The following is a 16741-nucleotide window of genomic DNA, read 5'->3' as shown; positions in this document are numbered from 1 at the left end:
GGTCGCTTCGACCAGCCGTGAGCGCGCGTCGTAGCGGTAGGTCGCCAGGGTCTGTTCGGTGCGCCAGGCTTCGTCCAGGGTGAGGGCCGGGTGAAAGCTCTGGTAGTCGAGAGCGATGAGGTGACGCTGTTCGTAGCGCAGTTGCAGGGCGCGTCCGGCGCCGTTGTCCAGGCGGCTGATGTCGCCATGGATGTTGCGCTGGATCGTCAGGCGGTTGTCGTAGCGGTCGCTGAGGGCGGTCAGATGACCGTCGCGAAAGTGTAGGAAAGGCGCCTGTTCGCCGGGCTGGGCGACGATCAGTTCGTCCGGCTCGGTGCCCAGGTAGATGGCCGCCCGGGCCAGGCTGTTGTGGATTGCCGGGCGCTGGGCATTGGGCAGCGGAAAGGTCGTGCGACGGTTTTCCTGGTCGATCCAGATGACCTGCTCGCCCTCAAGCAGCAGGCGGTGCGCCAGGGCATGGCTCCAGCCGCGTCCCAGCCCCACGTCCTGATCCGCCGCGCTGCTGCGGTACAGGCGGGTGAAGACGAACGACAAGCGGCCATCGAGCGTGCCGTCGTCCAGGGTCAGCAGTTCCTCGCCGGTGACCATCGACACCGGACAGCCGTCGGTGCGGGTCAGGGCCGCGCTGTCGGCGCTGTCGCCGTTGGGGTTTTTCGATTGGGCCGGGGCGTCGTCGTGGGGTTCGGGCTTTTTCAGTGTGGTGTTGCGTTGCGCATCCCAGCGCAGCTGCATCCGGCCTTTTTTTACTCCGGCCGCAATGCCGCGCGCCGCCACAGTCTTGTAACGGTCGACGTAGCCCATGAAACCGTTGACGACCGCAAAGATCGCGCTGACGAAACGCTGTACGGCATTTATCAGGCTTGCGCCGTGCTTGGCCAGCCGCATCGCCAGGTACGCGATGCCAGCCCCCGCCCCGGCGAAGGTCAGCGCCACGCCAATCAGCAGGTCAAGCAGCAACTGCACCACCACCGTCGAGAGTGCTTCGCTCGTTTCGCCGGCGATCTCACTGGGTGGCAGCATCTCCAGCCAGAGACTGGCGGTGCGAACCAGCAGGCACAGCGCCGCTTCGTCACTGGTCAGCAACTGCAGCTTCGCCATCACTTGCGGCGCGTCCTGCGCCAGCCTCATCAACTGACTGGCACTGCTGCCCAGGCGGTCAACAAACTGCCCGGGGTCCTTGAGGATGTCCGAGAGCAGGTAGAGGCTGTCCCATACCCCTTCGATTGCCGCCCAACTGCCGGCGAGCAAGCCGTTGCCCACCGCAGTTGCCGAGGTGGCCAGGGATTGCTGCGCCCACTGCGGCTTGAACCCCTGCCACTCGCCGCGCAACCAGTCTGTCAGTTGCGTGGTCAGGCCATCGTAGGAGGAAAACAACTGACCGATCTGCGCGGGCGATACCTCGCCCTGGACATGGACCCGATAGAACTTCCCCGCATCCCCCCTGAAGACTCCCAGCCCCTGGGCATCTAGGATGACCGGCGTGACCTCGCCGCTGTCCACCGCCACCACATCCACCACGATGTCGCCCAGCGGAATGTCGTACACCGATTCGAGTTTGCTCTCGATCGTCATCACCCCGCCTTGGGGGCACTGGACGACGGTGGAGAGGAAATCATCATCGCCGCTGCTGACGACGGTGGTGTTGTCACCGAAGCGAATCAGCCGCTCCATGCCCATCAGCGAAGGCAGGTCGGCCGCCTGGCTGGCCCGGTCTGCCGCACGGCCGTACCAGCGCTCCAGTTGCTCGCGATAGAGGGAAAGGGTGTCTTTGAAACTGTCGAGCTCCTGCTCGATACGGTGCACCTGATCCATCAAGGCATGACGCGATCAAGGGCCATCAGGAAAAACCGGTCGAACATGGGCAAACGTCTCGCAGCACTCAGGAAGCGCGAGACTTTGCCGGGGATCGCAAAGGAAATAAGTCAGGGAAAGATGCAGTAGACGTAGGGCGATTCGCTAAATGCAAAAACCCATCGCCCCCTTGGAGTCGATGGGTCTTTAACCCGCCAAAAAGATCGTCGGCGGCGATTGCTCAGCGCATGCGTCAGTTGCTGAAGCGCCCGCGATTTAAAGCCGCATACCCAACTGAGCCCCAGGCAAACATATTCATTTTCGACTTGGCTGCCCGATTTTTCTTGAGCGGCCCAGGAAAATCTCAAGAATGCCCGGTTTTTCCGATTTTCTTTAACCGGTCCGCGCCAGGATCCGTCAGAACAATCAGGCCTCCGCCGACTCCGGATACTCATACTCGAACACCCGGACCACTTCCGAAGCATGCCAGGACGCGGCGGCCACTCCATCGGAAGGGCCGGAAAAACGCCCCAGGCGTTCGACACACTCGAAGAAACCGGTTCGGGGTAACCGGCTGGCGCCTTGGCTGATGACCAGGGAGCTGCGCAACGGCTGTTCGGCCCGGGCGTCCAGCGCCGCCAGATGTTCAAGGGCGGCGGTCAGGGTCTGCATGGCCGGGCTGGGCAGCTGCAAACGCTCCAGCAAGGCACGATACGTCAACAAATGGCGCTGGCGGCGCGCCTGGTCCAACTCACCCAACAACCCATCCCAATGCTGCCGACTGATACGTACACTCACGATCCTTCCCTCCAACCCGGCACCGTCAATTCCCAGGCCAGACTACGTCGAATCGCAGCATCGGGCTGACGCTCGCCGCTTTCGATCATGGCCAGATAAGACGGGCTGATACCTACCGTGCGGGCCAGCGCCTCGATGGCGATGCCCTTCCCTTCGCGCAAACTGCGTAATTGATCCAGGCCAGGAAGAATCTGGTCCGGTGCCGCCGCGTGCTGGGCCTTGGCCTCTTGCGGCGGTGCTTGATGGATGCCTGCGGCTTTCAACAACGACTGGTACTGGTCCCACGGCAAAACCGCGTACTCGGGCTCTCCGTCGCGTGTGATTATCTGAATATCCATCTCTACCCCGTAGGACGATGACACTTAGCGAGTCAGCCTTTTCCTTGGAAGTGTAATCCTAAATGGCGGCTAAGGTCGCGGGGTGATGGTCGTCCGAAGGGAAACGAACAGAATCAGGGCTTTTTCTGCTCCTGGAGCTGCAGTTGTCGAGGGGTATCGGGAAGTCTTTCGACCCGTGCGAGCTTGTCGGGGGACTGCGCATCACGCCAGGCGCGGAAGGCACTGAGCTCGTCATCGAGGGTTTTCATGATCCACGCCAGCACGGCGATATCGTCGATCATGCCAAACATTGGCAGCAGGTCCGGAATCGCATCCAGGGGGCTGAGGAAATACATGAGCCCCGCCACCACCGATAGCAGCGACTTGGCACTGACCGCCCGGTATTCGCCACGCCAGTAAGCCAGGCATAACGCCTGCAACAAACGCAGATCGTCCTTGAGCCTCCCCAGCCGTCCGCCTTCCCGGGCACTCTTGCGGGCGACAGCAAACAACAGCGTCGGCAAGCGGCCACGGGCCAGCAACCGTCCTGCCAAAGGCAGGAATCGTGCAAAATTCCACGGTGCCTTCATTTTTTCTTCCTGCTGAAATGTTATCCACACAAATTGTGGATAACCTTGTGAACAGAGCTGCATTTCACCGCTGAAGCCCCCGTTTCATAAGGCCTGAGCTCAGATCGGGCGTTTTTTACTCACATAAAAAAACCCAATATTTCATTGACTTGACAGGCCGACTGGGTCTAGCCCAGCGCCTGTATTGCCTATGACTGCCGTCCGCGATGTGCGTTCGGTTTTTTCGGATTTTCCGCCGCCCGGATGCGACAACGCCCCGCATAAGCGAGGCGTTGTCGTTATAGCAGACGCGATTACTTGGCTGCGTCTTCTTTTGCCGGATCCTTGATCGCCAGCAGTTCCAGGTCGAAGACCAGGACCGAGTTGGCAGGGATCGCAGGGCTCGGGCTCTGGGCACCGTAGGCCAGGTCGCTCGGGATGTACAGTTTGTACTTCTCGCCGACATGCATCAGTTGCAGACCTTCGACCCAACCCGGGATCACACCGCTGACCGGCAGGTCGATCGGGCTACCGCGTTCCACGGAGCTGTCGAACACGGTGCCATTGGTCAGCTTACCGGTGTAGTGGACAGTCACTACGTCGGTCGGCTTGGGCTGTGGGCCGTCAGCTTTCTTGACCACTTCGTACTGCAAGCCGGAAGCGGTGGTGGTCACGCCAGGCTTCTTGCCGTTTTCCTCGAGGAATTTCTTGCCGGCGGCCGCCGACTCTTCACTCATCTTGGCCATGCGCTCTTCGGCACGCTTTTGCAGTGCGGCAAAGGCTTCGACCAGTTCTTCGTCTTTCAGCTTCTGTTCTTTCTTGCCGACGGCATCTTCGATGCCCTGGGCGACCGCTTTGGAGTCCAGGTCGTCCATACCTTCCTGAGCCAGGCTTTTGCCCATGTTCAGGCCGATACCGTAGGAAGCTTTCTGCGCCGGGGTTTTCAGCTCAACGCTGGTCTGCGAGTCGCAACCTGCGAGTACCAGGCCAACCAGGGCAACCGCCGCCGCCAACCGATGCTGTTTCATGCTATTTCCTTGTTCATGCGCCTAAAGGGCAATCGAGTAAAGCCGCGAGCTTATCAGGCCGCCACGACCAATGGCTACCGGCATGTGAGCGGAAAACCGGTGATAAGTTCAGGTGCCACAAACGCTTTTTGATCCGGTGCAGATGAAGCATCTGTCATCCATTACGTACAGGGACCTATCGCCGCACCTTGCGGCCGGCAAATAATGGCCACTTGCCGGCCGCGCGGCACTGAGGCATAAGGGCGTATCAAAAAACAAGGATGTGACCGTGCGCCTCCTCTCTCGCATTTTCCTGCTGCTCCTCGTACTGGTACTGGTCGCCGTGGCCGTGGTGCTTTATTACGTCGCCAATCCGCGCCTGCCGTTCTACACGCCCGTCGAACAGGTCCACTACCTGGATCAATGGAGCGCCGCCGAGCGCCAGACGTATTACTTCACGCCCCAGGGGACGCAAGTCAAAGGCCTGCGTTACGAGTGGTTCACGGCCCTCGAGTTGCCCTTCTCGCAGCAGCGCTTCGCGTCGCCCGAATACCTGGCGCGCTTCGGCTTTCTGGTCGATCCGGCGCAGAAAGCCTCCCAGGACAACCCCGGCAACCTGCCGGTGGGTTTTGCGCGACACCAGAACCCGGGCAGCACCGAACAATTCCTGGACATCACCTGTGCCGCCTGCCACACCGGCGAATTACGTTTCAAGGGCCAGGCGATACGGATCGACGGCGGCTCGGCGCAACATGTCCTGCCCTCCAGCGTGCCAACCTTGCGCGGCGGCAGTTTCGGACAGGCACTGGTCGCCAGCCTCGCCTCGACCTACTACAACCCGTGGAAGTTCGAACGCTTCGCTCGCCAGGTCCTGGGCCAGGACTACGATGATGCCCGCCACGACGCATTGCGCAAGGCATTCAAGGACTCCCTGGATACGTTCCTGCGGGTCGCCTGGAATGACACCCACCGCGGCCTCTACCCCACCGAGGAAGGTCCTGGCCGTACCGACGCGTTTGGCCGCATCGCCAATGCCAGTTTCGGCGACGCCATTTCGGCGACGAATTACCGGGTCGCCGACGCCCCGGTGGATTACCCGCAGTTGTGGGACATCTGGACCTTCGACTGGGTGCAATGGAACGGCTCGGCCCAACAGCCGATGGCCCGTAACGTCGGTGAGGCGCTGGGTGTGGGCGCCACATTGAATTTCTTCGACGCCCAGGGCAAGCCATTGCAGGGCGATGCGCGCTACCCTTCCAGCGTACGCGTGCGCGATCTGCATACGATCGAAGAAACCCTGCAACTGCTCAAACCCCCGGCGTGGCCGGAAGCACTGCTGGGCTCGATCGATAAACCCCTCGCCGCCAAGGGCCGGGCGTTGTTCGCGGAAAACTGCGCCGGCTGCCATGTGCCCAAGGTGGTCCAGGGCCCCGACAGACCGGTCCAGCAACTGCACATGCTGCCAGTGAAGGTGATCGGCACCGACCCGGGCACGGCCAATAACATTGCCGACCACCGCTTCGACTTGACCAGCCTGCAATGGGACCCGGCCGAACTGGCGAAACTGGACGTACAACTGCACCCGACGCCGACGCAACCGCTGGACCTGAGCCAGGTTTCGGTCGCCAAGGGCCTGGCCTACGTCACGGCGTTCGTCGAGAACCGCGCCTACCGCGACGCCGGCGTCACCCCGGTCGAGCGGCCGGCCATGGATGGCTTCGGCTTGCCCATCGGTGTACGCGAACTGCGCGCCTACAAGGCCCGGCCACTGGCCGGCGTCTGGGCCACGCCACCGTTCCTGCATAACGGCTCGGTGCCGACGATCTATCAGTTGCTGTCCCCTCAGGACGAACGAGCGACCACCTTCTATAAAGGCAGCTTCGAGTACGATCCCCGGCACCTGGGTTATCGCACCGAAGCCTTTACCAACGGTTTTCTCTTCGACACCCGGATCACCGGCAACCACAACAGCGGTCATGAATTCCGCGCCGGCGAACGGGGTAACGGGGTGATCGGTCGCCTGCTGCAACCGCAGGAACGCTGGGCATTGCTGGAGTACCTCAAGGTGCTGGGCGGGCCGCTGGAATCGCAACTGTAATGATGAATCTCTCAGGCAAAAGGACTGACCCATGCTGATCACGCTCTGGCTGCGCCTCGGCGCCTTTCTGGGCAAGACACTCCTGTGGCTGCTGGGCATCGGCTTGTTCGGCTGGGCGTTCGCCACGGCGTGGCTCGCCTGGCAACACAGCGGACCGGTGTCGGACAAGGAACAGATGCCACCCGGCGAAGCCGCCATGACCCAAGAGATCATCCAGACCGCCATCCGCATCGTCGATCAGCATCGCGAAGGCACGCGTTATCTGCGGGACGCCCATGCCAAGGCACACGGCTGCGTGATGGCCGAAGTCCAGGTGCCGACCGACCTGCCTGCCCCCCTGCGCCAGGGCGTGTTTGCCGAGCCGGGCAAGGTCTGGCAGGCGACGATGCGCCTGTCCAATGGCAACGCGTACCCTCAGTTCGATAGCCTGCGTGACGCACGCGGGATGGCCATCAAGCTGTTGAACGTGCCGGGCAAGCCGCTGCTGGCGGACCGACAGTCACAGGGCGAACAGGATTTCGTGATGTTCAATCACCCGAACTTCTTCGTCAGTGATGTCGCCGAGTACCGTCAGAATGTGGCTGCCCAGGCCGATGGAAAAAAAGTGATGGCTTTCTTCCCAGGGCTGGACCCGCGCAGCTGGCAGATCCGCCACCTGTTCATCGCCCTGGCGACATTGTCACCGCCTCCCGCCAGTCCGACCCAGACTACGTATTTTTCGGTATCGCCCTACAAGTTCGGCGAGGCCAACGCCAAGTTTCGCGTCGCGCCAGACCCGGACAGTTGCCCAAGCTATACCTTGCCAACACAAAACCAGGCACTGCCGAATTTTCTGCGCAGCGCGTTGCATCAGCAGTTATCCACAGACCGGGTGCCAGCGTGTTTTGTCCTGCAGATCCAACGCCAGGACCCAGGCAAATACATGCCGATCGAGGACACCAGCGTTGAATGGCGAGAAAGTGACGCGCCGTTCGAGACGGTGGCGCGAATCAAGGTACCGCCCCAGGACTTCGACACCCCCAAGCTGAACCTGGCCTGCGACAACCTGTCGTTCAATCCGTGGTTCGGCATCGAGGCGCACCGCCCTATCGGCGGCATCAACCGCTTGCGTAAGGCGGTGTACGAGGCAGTCAGCGATTACCGTCACAGCCGGAACGCCGAGCAGTAGATAAATGCCTTGGGAATGATCGATCCCACGCTCCGCGTGGGGACGCAAGCAGGGACAGCCAAGGCGTGCCCACTCAAACGGCAGACAACAAAAAGCCCGCTCAATGAGCGGGCTTTTTGTTGGTGACCTGGCGTTCAGTATTCCAGGTCATCGAATATGGCGCAGCGGACGGGACTCGAACCCGCGACCCCCGGCGTGACAGGCCGGTATTCTAACCGACTGAACTACCGCTGCGCGTAACATTGAAAGTTTGGTGGGTGATGACGGGATCGAACCGCCGACATTCTGCTTGTAAGGCAGACGCTCTCCCGGCTGAGCTAATCACCCTTCACTCTCGATGCGGGGCGCATTCTCTCACACTTTTTCGTAATGTGCTGATTTAATTAGCAAAATCAGAAAAAAGTAATCGATACGCACCGCAGGAATCGCAAACAGCAAAAAGCCCGCATAAGCGGGCTTCCTGGTGGTCATCTGGCGTTCAGTATTCCAGATAACCAAATATGGCGCAGCGGACGGGACTCGAACCCGCGACCCCCGGCGTGACAGGCCGGTATTCTAACCGACTGAACTACCGCTGCGCGTAACACTTGAAACGAATGGTGGGTGATGACGGGATCGAACCGCCGACATTCTGCTTGTAAGGCAGACGCTCTCCCGGCTGAGCTAATCACCCTTCGCTTTCGGTGTGGCGCGCATTCTACGGAGCGTCTCCCAAGCTGGCAAGCACTTTTTAAATTAATTTCCTCAGGTCTTCCAAAGGCTTAGCGAAGGGTTGGCCTATGGCGCCGCGAAGAGAATAATGCGCTCCTTTGTATAAAGGAGAGACTCACCCCATGTGGTTCAAAAACCTGCTTATCTATCGCCTGACCCAAGATCTGCCTTTTGATGCCGAGGCGTTGGAAACTGCACTGGCCAGCAAACTGGCGCGTCCATGTGCAAGCCAGGAGTTGACCACTTACGGTTTCGTCGCGCCGTTCGGCAAAGGCGAAGACGCTCCTCTGGTGCATGTCAGCCAGGATTTCCTGTTGATCGCTGCGCGCAAGGAAGAACGCATCCTGCCTGGCAGCGTCGTACGCGATGCGGTGAAGGAAAAGGTCGAAGAGATCGAAGCCGAACAGATGCGCAAGGTCTATAAAAAGGAACGGGACCAGATCAAGGATGAAATCATCCAGGCGTTCCTGCCCCGTGCATTCATTCGTCGCTCCTCCACCTTCGCCGCCATTGCGCCGAAACAGGGGCTGATCCTGGTCAACTCCGCCAGCCCGAAACGCGCCGAAGACCTGCTGTCCACCCTGCGCGAAGTCATCGGCTCGCTGCCTGTGCGTCCACTGACGGTCAAGACCGCACCGACCGCCATCATGACTGACTGGGTCAAGACCCAGAAAGCCGCGGACGACTTCTTCGTGCTGGACGAATGCGAGCTGCGCGACACCCATGAAGACGGTGGCATCGTGCGCTGCAAGCGCCAGGACCTGACCAGCGACGAAATCCAGCTGCACCTCAACACCGGCAAGGTGGTGACGCAACTGTCGCTGGCCTGGCAGGACAAGCTGTCGTTTGTCCTCGATGACAAAATGGTGGTCAAGCGCCTGAAGTTCGAAGATCTGTTGCAGGACCAGGCGGAACAGGACGGCGGCGATGAAGCCCTCGGCCAACTGGACGCCAGCTTCACGCTGATGATGTTGACCTTCGGCGAATTCCTGCCGGCGCTGGTGGAAGCGTTGGGTGGGGAAGAGACGCCTCAGGGGATCTGACGACATAGCGTTACCCCTGTGGGAGCGAGCCTGCTCGCGAAAGCGGTATGCCAGTCGACATTTCACTGACTGTCACACCGCTTTCGCGAGCAGGCTCGCTCCCACATTGGTTTTGTGTTGTTTCAATTACTAATAACAAGGATCTGGTCATGCGCGCATTGGCTGCACTGAGCCGCTTTGTCGGCAATACCTTCGCTTACTGGGTACTGATTTTCGCCATCGTGGCATTCCTGCTGCCGCAGTGGTTCGTGGATCTGAAAGTCGCCATCGTGCCCTTGCTGGGGCTGGTGATGTTTGGCATGGGCCTGGCGCTCAAGCTGGAAGATTTTGCCGAAGTGGCCCGCCGTCCAGGGCGTGTAGCCCTGGGGGTGATTGCCCAGTTCGTCATTATGCCCGGTACCGCGTGGCTGCTTTGCCAAGTGTTCAGCCTGCCGCCGGAGATCGCCGTCGGTGTGATTCTGGTGGGCTGCTGCCCGAGCGGCACGTCGTCCAATGTCATGACCTGGCTCGCGCGCGGCGACCTGGCCCTGGCCGTGGCGATCTCCGCGATCACGACCCTGCTGGCTCCCCTGCTGACCCCGGCGCTGATCTGGTTGCTGGCCTCGGCCTGGTTGCCGGTGTCATTCTCGGCGCTATTCTGGTCGATCCTGCAAATCGTGCTGTTGCCGATTGCACTGGGCATCATCGCCCAACGCCTGTTGGGTGCACGGGTTCGTCATGCTGTAGAAGTGCTGCCGCTGATATCAGTGGTGAGCATCGTGATCATCGTGGCCGCGGTGGTGGCGGCCAGTCAGGCGAAGATCGCCGAATCCGGCCTGCTGATCATGGCCATTGTGATGTTGCACAACAGCTTCGGTTACCTGCTGGGGTATTTCACCGGGCGCTTGTTCGGTCTTCCATTGGCGCAACGCAAGACCCTGGCGCTGGAAGTGGGCATGCAGAACTCCGGTCTGGGCGCGGCCCTGGCGAGTGCGCACTTTTCGCCATTGGCGGCGGTGCCCAGCGCGTTGTTCAGCGTCTGGCACAACATCTCCGGGGCGCTGCTCTCAACCTACTTCCGCCGCATGAGCGAAAAGCAGGACCGCGAAGCGCTCGCCGCCGGGCAAGCGGCCGACTGAAAGCAGGCTTGATCGAGTGCCCGGGAATGGGCACTCTACCCTTTCAGCGCGGGGACGACCCCGCCACTTGATCCCACCCGCCGATCAAGTGTCAATCCGGGGACGACCCCATCGACTGATGGAGGTGCTCGATGTCCTGGATCATTCTGTTTTTTGCCGGCCTGTTCGAAGTCGGCTGGGCTGTCGGCCTGAAATACACCGACGGCTTCAGCCGCCCTCTCCCCACTGCATTGACGGTTGCAGCCATGGCGATCAGCCTTGGCCTGCTCGGCCTTGCCATGAAGGAATTGCCACTGGGCACGGCCTACGCGATCTGGACCGGAGTCGGCGCCGTGGGCACGGTGATCGCCGGGATTATTCTATTTGGTGAGTCGATGGCGCTGGTTCGGTTGGTCAGCGTTGCGTTGATCATTGCGGGATTGATCGGGCTTAAAGTCAGCGCCTAGACCCTTTTGCAAATAGAGCCTGTGGAAGCAGGGCCTGTGGGAGCAAGGCCTGTGGGAGCAAGGCTTGCCCGCGATAGCGATCTCAAGACCGCCATCGCGGGCAAGCCTTGCTCCCACAGATTGGGGCCTCATAAGGCCTGAGTGTTTACCTGACACTCCCGCGCAACTCGCCGACCAGCGCTTGCAGCCTGGCCGGCTCAGCCATCTCCACCGCCACCGCCGACCCCGCCACCAGCGTCACCCGCGACCATAACCGCCGAAACAGGCCCTTGGCCGGATCGCGACTGAAGAAACTGCCCCATAAGCCCTGCAACGCCAGGGGAATCACCGGCACCGGCGTCTCCTGCAGGATGCGCGTCAAGCCGCTCTTGAACTCATTGATCTCACCATCAGCGGTCAACTTTCCTTCAGGAAAGATGCACACCAGCTCGCCATCCTTCAGATACTGCGCGATCCGCGTGAAGGCCTTTTCGTAGATATGAATATCCTCCTGGCGCCCGGCAATCGGAATGGTCCCGGCAGTGCGAAAGATGAAATTCAGAACGGGCAGGTTGTAGATCTTGTAGTACATCACGAAGCGAATCGGCCGACGCACCGCGCCGCCAATCAGCAGCGCGTCGACGAAGGAGACGTGATTGCAGACCAACAGCGCGGCGCCTTCATCGGGAATAGCGTCCAGATTGCGGTGCTCCACCCGGTACATGGAATGGCTCAACAGCCAGATCATGAAACGCATGGTGAACTCGGGGACAATCTTGAAGATGTAGGCATTGACGCCGATATTCAGCAGCGACACCACCAGGAACAGCTGCGGGATCGACAGCTTGGCCAGGCTCAGCAATACGATGGAGACAATGGCCGAGACCACCATGAACAAGGCATTGAGAATGTTGTTGGCGGCAATCACCCGTGCCCGCTCGTTTTCAGCGGTGCGCGACTGGATCAGCGCGTACAGCGGCACGATGTAGAAGCCGCCGAACACGCCGAGGCCCAGGATATCGATCAGCACCAGCCAGGCATGACCGAAGCCAAGCAGTTCGAGCCAGCCATGGCCGTCGATACTGTCGGGGATTCCACCGGAATGCCACCACAACAACAGCCCGAACACCGTCAGGCCGAACGAACCGAACGGCACCAGGCCGATCTCGACCTTGCGTCCGGACAGCTTTTCGCAGAGCAGCGAACCCAGGGCGATCCCTACCGAAAACACCGTCAGGATCAAGGTCACCACGGTTTCGTCGCCGTGCATCCAGTCTTTGGCGTAAGCCGGAATCTGCGTCAGGTAAATCGCCCCGACAAACCAGAACCAGGAGTTGCCGACAATGGAACGGGACACCGCCGGGGTTTGCCCCAGGCCCAGTTTCAAGGTGGCCCAGGATTGACTGAAGATGTTCCAGTCCAGACGCATTTGCGGCGACGCGGCCGCCGCCCGGGGAATGCCGCGGCTGGCCAGGTAACCGAGCACGGCGATGCCGATGATCGCGGTCGACACCACCGGTGCATAGTGGGCCGAAGACATCATGACCCCAGCGCCGATGGTGCCGGCGAGGATCGCCAGGAAGGTGCCCATCTCCACCAAGCCATTACCGCCGACCAGTTCGTCCTCGTGCAGCGCTTGGGGCAGGATCGAATATTTGACCGGACCGAACAGCGCCGAGTGGGTGCCCATGGCGAACAGCGCCACCAGCATCAGCGACAAGTGATCGAACAGAAAGCCCACCGCGCCGACTGTCATGATGACGATTTCGCCAAGCTTGATCAGACGGATCAACGCATCCTTGGCGAATTTTTCCCCGAACTGCCCCGCCAGCGCCGAGAACAGAAAGAACGGCAGGATGAACAGCAGCGCGCACAGGTTGACCCAGATGGAGCGATCGCCCTCGATGGTCAGCCGGTAGAGAATGGCGAGGATCAGCGACTGTTTGAACACATTGTCGTTGAAGGCCCCTAGGGATTGCGTGATGAAAAACGGCAGGAAACGCCGTCGGCGAAGCAAGGTGAACTGCGAAGGGTGACTCATCTTCCATGTTCCTGAGTGGCGTGGACGCTTATTGGAATAACGTTTTTTTATCCAGGCCACACATTAACCTACGGCACGTCGCTTGGGAGCCGCCGGGCAATTATTTCGCCAGCCCGGCAATGCACGGCGACACGAACAACTCGCCGTGCCAGGCACCCGACAGCGTGCGCCAACCGACTATCAGCCACAGCACCACCAGCATCGCCACCAGCAGGCAACCGAACAGCGTGAAGAACCCCAGGCCCAACAGGCTCGCCAGTTTCAGCGTCGTCAATGCGTACACGCCCAAGGGGAAGGTAAAGCCCCACCAGCCGAGATTGAACGGGATGCCTTCGCGCAAGTAGCGCGCCGTGATCAGCAGCGCCATCAACATCCACCAGAACCCAAAACCCCATAGCGTGACGCCGGCCACCAGCCCCAGGCCGGCGGCGATTTCACCGACGCCAGGCAAACCGTTGGCCGCAAAGATCATCGGGGCGTCGCTGCCCAGTACCAACATGCCCAGGGCCCCCGTACCGATGGGCCCCAGGGCCAGCCAACTTGAGGCCGCCATGCTTTCGTGGGGCAATTTGTGCAAGGCCATGCGCAGCAACAGGATCGTCAGAATGCTGAACGCCACCGGCAGGGAAAAAGCCCAGAGCACGTAGCTGGCGACCAACATGACCAGTTGCGAATGGACGTCAGCCAGATGCGGCGCCAAGAGCCCGCCACTGGCGGCAGCGACTTCGGCGGCCACCACCGGCAACAACCACACGGCGGTCATCTGGTCGATCCGGTGTTCCTGCCGGGTGAACATCAGGAATGGGATCAACACGCCACAAGCCAGGGACAGCGCCACATCGATCCACCACAACGCCTCAGCCAGCGACACCACGGCCTCTCCCCAGCGCGGCAGGCCGAAAATCAGGAAACCGTTGATGATGGTCGCCAGCCCCATGGGAATGGTGCCGAAGAACATCGAGACCGTTGAGTGGCCGAAAATCCGCCGCGCTTCGTCGAAGAACAGCAGCCAGCGGGCAGCGTACAAACCGCTGAACAACACGAACAGCAGGATGTTGAACCACCACAACCCTTCACCCACGACTCGCAGGCCAGGCACATTGCCCGGCCATTGCGCCAAGGCCAGGGCAAGTACGCCGGTCCCCATGGTCACGGCGAACCAGTTGGGCGTGAATTGGCGAATGGCCTCCAACGGCCTGGGCAAATGGCTCAGTGGGCGCAAACGGTTTGTTGCAGGGCAGCATGTCATGACGAACTCCAGTCCCCGGTTGAGGTGGAGTCATCTTAGAGCCGGATCGAATATCGATATAACGGGTAATTTCTCTATATGTTATCCATTTTACAGATAACCCATTAGACGCTGCCTTCGCTTTCGATCACCAGGATTCTCGCCGGTCCCTGGGGCTTGGCCACATGCTCGGTCCCGACCGAGGCGTAGAAAATATCCCCAACCCCCAGCAAGGTATCTTTTTCGATCCCCTCCTCCCGATAGCACATCTGCACAAGCCCATCGAGCACCACGAAGACTTCCTGACCATCGTTGACATGCCATTTGTACGGCTGATCGGTCCAGTGCAGGCGCGTGGTGATGCCGTTCATGTTAGCGATGTCCAACGCGGACCAGGCACGGTCGCCGGTGAAGGACTTGCTGCGAATAATCTTCAAGGGAAATCACCAGAGATAAATGGCAAGACGCCTAGGCTAGCTCAATTCAACCGTCTGCATTCAACGCATCAAGGTCGAACGCCACTGCCTGCCGGCTTGGCGGCCTGACGCAACAGCCCCAGCAACGCAGCGCTCGCCAACAGGATCAGCACCAGGCCATAGCCATCGGTTGTCGGGATCAACCCGAACACCCGTGTCAGGTTCCCGACCAGCAGTGACGGCAAGCTGAAAGCCAGGTAACTGAGCACATAGAAGGCCGACATCAAGCCGGCCCGCTCATGGGGCAAGGCCAGCGGCATGATGCTGCGCAGCGCGCCCAGGAAACCCGCGCCGAAACCGCTGCCGGTCACCAGGGTGCCGATGAAGAACAACGGCAGGCTGCCTGTGTGCGCGGCGATCAATACCAGGGCGAGGCCGGTCATCAATAAGCTGGCGGCAAGCCGCAGCATCTTCTCTGCACTCTGGTTGCGCAGCGTGTAGATGGACAAGGCCCCGGTAAGCGTCAGGGCTGCCACCAATGCACCGCCAATCAGGTTGGAGGTCGATCCGGTCGCTGCCCGCACCAGGGACGGCGCCAACGACAGATAGAAACCACCCACCGCCCAGGCCGCCAGGTTCAGCGGCAGGACCCGCCACAGGGGCCGTCGCGCCTGCGGCGGCACATGCAAGGTTGGACGCAGGGACTGCCAGGCACCGGATTGCGGGCTGACACTTTCTTTCAGACGCCAGAGATAGATCGCCTGGGCCAGGAACAGGCCCAGCAATAGCCAATAGGTCAGTTGCAGGGGCAACGGCGCGAACTCCGCCAGCAAGCCACACCCCAGCGCCCCGCAGGCCATCCCCAGCAAGGGCGCGACACTGGTGATCAGTGGGCCCTGCTGGCGATCGAAGTCCAGCAGCGCGGCCCCCAGTACACTGGTGGCCATGCCCGTGGCGAAGCCCTGGATCAACCGGGCCCCGATCAGCCACGCGATGCTGTCGGCGTTGATAAACAGCAGCATCGCCAGCATGTTGAGCACCAGCGCCACGAAGATCACCGGTTTGCGTCCCAGGTAATCCGACAACGAGCCCACGGTCAGCAACGCCGCCAACAGACTGAAGGCGTATACGCCGAAGATCAGCGTGAGGATGGCCGGGGAAAACTGCATGTGTTCCTGATAGAGGTGATACAACGGCGTCGGCGCGCTGGACGCGGCGAGGAAACCGAGCAAGGTGATGGCCAGGAATATCAGGCTGGCACGGGTCGAAGCTGGACGGGACATGGGCACACTCCGCAGACGCTGTTCACAAAACATCAGCAAAAGCTAATTTTTTGCTTTTGCCGAGTGTGCTACCGATGCGTGCTTAAAGCAAATTCTTTGTGTTAAGGTCCGATTCATGGCTATTAAAGAAGGTTTACGCCCCGGCGGCAGAAGCGCCCGGGTACAAGAGTCGATCCATTCGGCCGTCCGCGCCCTGCTCCAGGAACAGGACCGTGCCACGCTGACCGTGCCGCAGATTGCAGCGCGCGCGGGCGTGACGCCGTCCACCATCTACCGGCGCTGGGGTGACCTGCCGGCGCTGCTGGCCGACGTCGCTGTCGCCCGCATGCGCCTCGACAGCGAACCGGCCAACACCGGCAGCCTGCGCGGCGACCTGCGCGCCTGGGCCGAACAATACCTGGACGAGATGAGTTCCGAACCCGGTCGCAACATGATGCGCGACATCCAGGCCTGCGCCACGCCAGGGCATTGCGTGGGGATCATCAGCGCTCAGTTGCAGATCATCCTGGAGCGTTATCCCGATGAGCCGAATCCCGGTATCGAGAGATTGATCAATGTGATGGTGGCGCCGACGGTGTTTCGCATTCTGTTTGCCAGCGCGCCGCTGGAGGTAGAGGAATTGTATCGGTTGATTGATATCGCGTTGGGTCAGTAAGGCAGCCATCGCGAGCAGGCTCGCTCCCACAGGAGATCTGGGGTGTGTCTGCGGTTATGCAAGAAACTGGGGC

15 protein-coding genes and 4 tRNA genes are annotated in these 16741 nt (G+C 60.8%); 6 read left to right on the top strand and 13 right to left on the bottom strand.

What is annotated here, in order from left to right:
• The 5 genes from FGE05_RS21330 to FGE05_RS21310 all read right to left on the bottom strand — a co-directional run.
• Positions 1–1812, bottom strand: a 1812-nt coding sequence (locus FGE05_RS21330; RefSeq protein ID WP_257225688.1) for a DUF6531 domain-containing protein, incomplete at its 3' end; no start/stop codon positions are given.
• Between the two features lie 405 nt (positions 1813–2217).
• Positions 2218–2589: a hypothetical protein gene (locus tag FGE05_RS21325; protein ID WP_003179080.1), complete on the bottom strand. Its 372-nt coding sequence runs from the start codon at positions 2587–2589 to the stop codon at positions 2218–2220.
• Positions 2586–2927 carry a helix-turn-helix domain-containing protein gene (locus tag FGE05_RS21320; protein ID WP_139648021.1) on the bottom strand — a complete coding sequence of 114 codons (342 nt, stop codon included), beginning with the start codon at positions 2925–2927 and terminating at the stop codon, positions 2586–2588. The genes FGE05_RS21325 and FGE05_RS21320 overlap by 4 nt, the downstream gene beginning before the upstream one ends.
• A 113-nt stretch (positions 2928–3040) precedes the next feature.
• Complete coding sequence (locus FGE05_RS21315) at positions 3041–3496, bottom strand: YkvA family protein (protein WP_139648020.1); 456 nt, start codon at positions 3494–3496, stop codon at positions 3041–3043.
• A 293-nt stretch (positions 3497–3789) separates the two neighbouring features.
• A complete protein-coding gene (locus tag FGE05_RS21310; RefSeq protein WP_139648018.1) occupies positions 3790–4503 on the bottom strand; it encodes an FKBP-type peptidyl-prolyl cis-trans isomerase in 714 nt (237 codons plus the stop codon).
• Positions 4504–4771: 268 nt separating this feature from the next.
• Between FGE05_RS21310 and FGE05_RS21305 the strand changes: the two genes are divergently transcribed.
• Positions 4772–6580 carry a di-heme-cytochrome C peroxidase gene (locus FGE05_RS21305; protein ID WP_139648015.1) on the top strand — a complete coding sequence of 603 codons (1809 nt, stop codon included), beginning with the start codon at positions 4772–4774 and terminating at the stop codon, positions 6578–6580.
• Positions 6581–6611: 31 nt separating this feature from the next.
• Positions 6612–7748, top strand: a complete 1137-nt coding sequence (locus FGE05_RS21300) for a catalase family protein (RefSeq protein WP_139648013.1) — start codon at positions 6612–6614, stop codon at positions 7746–7748.
• Positions 7749–7905: 157 nt separating this feature from the next.
• On the opposite strand, the gene FGE05_RS21295 is transcribed toward FGE05_RS21300, so the two are convergent.
• From FGE05_RS21295 to FGE05_RS21280, 4 genes are all read right to left on the bottom strand, one after another.
• Positions 7906–7982 (bottom strand) — tRNA-Asp (locus FGE05_RS21295).
• A 17-nt stretch (positions 7983–7999) separates the two neighbouring features.
• Positions 8000–8075 (bottom strand) — tRNA-Val (locus tag FGE05_RS21290).
• A 174-nt stretch (positions 8076–8249) separates the two neighbouring features.
• A tRNA-Asp gene (locus tag FGE05_RS21285) sits at positions 8250–8326 on the bottom strand.
• Between the two features lie 19 nt (positions 8327–8345).
• A tRNA-Val gene (locus FGE05_RS21280) sits at positions 8346–8421 on the bottom strand.
• Positions 8422–8581: 160 nt separating this feature from the next.
• Between FGE05_RS21280 and rdgC the strand changes: the two genes are divergently transcribed.
• From rdgC to sugE, 3 genes are all read left to right on the top strand, one after another.
• A complete protein-coding gene (gene rdgC, locus FGE05_RS21275) occupies positions 8582–9502 on the top strand; it encodes a recombination-associated protein RdgC (RefSeq protein ID WP_024779702.1) in 921 nt (306 codons plus the stop codon).
• 149 nt (positions 9503–9651) lie between these two features.
• A complete protein-coding gene (locus tag FGE05_RS21270; RefSeq protein ID WP_139648011.1) occupies positions 9652–10620 on the top strand; it encodes a bile acid:sodium symporter family protein in 969 nt (322 codons plus the stop codon).
• A gap of 131 nt (positions 10621–10751) precedes the next feature.
• Positions 10752–11066 carry a quaternary ammonium compound efflux SMR transporter SugE gene (gene sugE, locus FGE05_RS21265; protein ID WP_139648009.1) on the top strand — a complete coding sequence of 105 codons (315 nt, stop codon included), beginning with the start codon at positions 10752–10754 and terminating at the stop codon, positions 11064–11066.
• Positions 11067–11211: 145 nt separating this feature from the next.
• Here sugE and FGE05_RS21260 read toward each other — a convergent pair whose 3' ends face one another.
• From FGE05_RS21260 to FGE05_RS21245, 4 genes are all read right to left on the bottom strand, one after another.
• Entirely contained in the window at positions 11212–13086 is a 1875-nt protein-coding gene (locus FGE05_RS21260) for an MFS transporter (RefSeq protein ID WP_139648007.1), read from the bottom strand.
• Between the two features lie 100 nt (positions 13087–13186).
• Positions 13187–14335, bottom strand: coding sequence for a TDT family transporter (locus tag FGE05_RS21255; RefSeq protein WP_139648005.1), 1149 nt, complete (start codon positions 14333–14335; stop codon positions 13187–13189).
• A gap of 104 nt (positions 14336–14439) precedes the next feature.
• Positions 14440–14751 (bottom strand): cupin, encoded by a 312-nt coding sequence (locus FGE05_RS21250; RefSeq protein ID WP_139648003.1) that lies wholly within the window; start codon positions 14749–14751, stop codon positions 14440–14442.
• Between the two features lie 68 nt (positions 14752–14819).
• Positions 14820–16013, bottom strand: coding sequence for an MFS transporter (locus FGE05_RS21245; RefSeq protein WP_139648001.1), 1194 nt, complete (start codon positions 16011–16013; stop codon positions 14820–14822).
• A gap of 115 nt (positions 16014–16128) precedes the next feature.
• Between FGE05_RS21245 and FGE05_RS21240 the strand changes: the two genes are divergently transcribed.
• Positions 16129–16668 (top strand): TetR/AcrR family transcriptional regulator, encoded by a 540-nt coding sequence (locus tag FGE05_RS21240; protein WP_139647999.1) that lies wholly within the window; start codon positions 16129–16131, stop codon positions 16666–16668.
• Positions 16669–16741: the final 73 nt, after the last annotated feature.

The sequence above is a fragment of the Pseudomonas sp. ICMP22404 genome (assembly GCF_006227205.1).
GTDB lineage: Bacteria > Pseudomonadota > Gammaproteobacteria > Pseudomonadales > Pseudomonadaceae > Aquipseudomonas.
Note: the sequence above shows the minus strand (reverse complement) of the source record. Positions and strands in the feature narration are given on the sequence as shown.

Bases quoted from the DNA above. Each gene is read 5' to 3' on its own strand.
- FGE05_RS21310 (WP_139648018.1), bottom strand. From the start codon at position 4,503: ATGAAACAGCATCGGTTGGCGGCGGCGGTTGCCCTGGTTGGCCTGGTA.
- FGE05_RS21245 (WP_139648001.1), bottom strand. From the start codon at position 16,013: ATGTCCCGTCCAGCTTCGACCCGTGCCAGCCTGATATTCCTGGCCATC.
- FGE05_RS21240 (WP_139647999.1), top strand. From the start codon at position 16,129: ATGGCTATTAAAGAAGGTTTACGCCCCGGCGGCAGAAGCGCCCGGGTA.
- FGE05_RS21270 (WP_139648011.1), top strand. From the start codon at position 9,652: ATGCGCGCATTGGCTGCACTGAGCCGCTTTGTCGGCAATACCTTCGCT.
- FGE05_RS21260 (WP_139648007.1), bottom strand. From the start codon at position 13,086: ATGAGTCACCCTTCGCAGTTCACCTTGCTTCGCCGACGGCGTTTCCTG.
- FGE05_RS21315 (WP_139648020.1), bottom strand. From the start codon at position 3,496: ATGAAGGCACCGTGGAATTTTGCACGATTCCTGCCTTTGGCAGGACGG.
- FGE05_RS21255 (WP_139648005.1), bottom strand. From the start codon at position 14,335: ATGACATGCTGCCCTGCAACAAACCGTTTGCGCCCACTGAGCCATTTG.
- rdgC (WP_024779702.1), top strand. From the start codon at position 8,582: ATGTGGTTCAAAAACCTGCTTATCTATCGCCTGACCCAAGATCTGCCT.
- FGE05_RS21320 (WP_139648021.1), bottom strand. From the start codon at position 2,927: ATGGATATTCAGATAATCACACGCGACGGAGAGCCCGAGTACGCGGTT.
- sugE (WP_139648009.1), top strand. From the start codon at position 10,752: ATGTCCTGGATCATTCTGTTTTTTGCCGGCCTGTTCGAAGTCGGCTGG.
- FGE05_RS21300 (WP_139648013.1), top strand. From the start codon at position 6,612: ATGCTGATCACGCTCTGGCTGCGCCTCGGCGCCTTTCTGGGCAAGACA.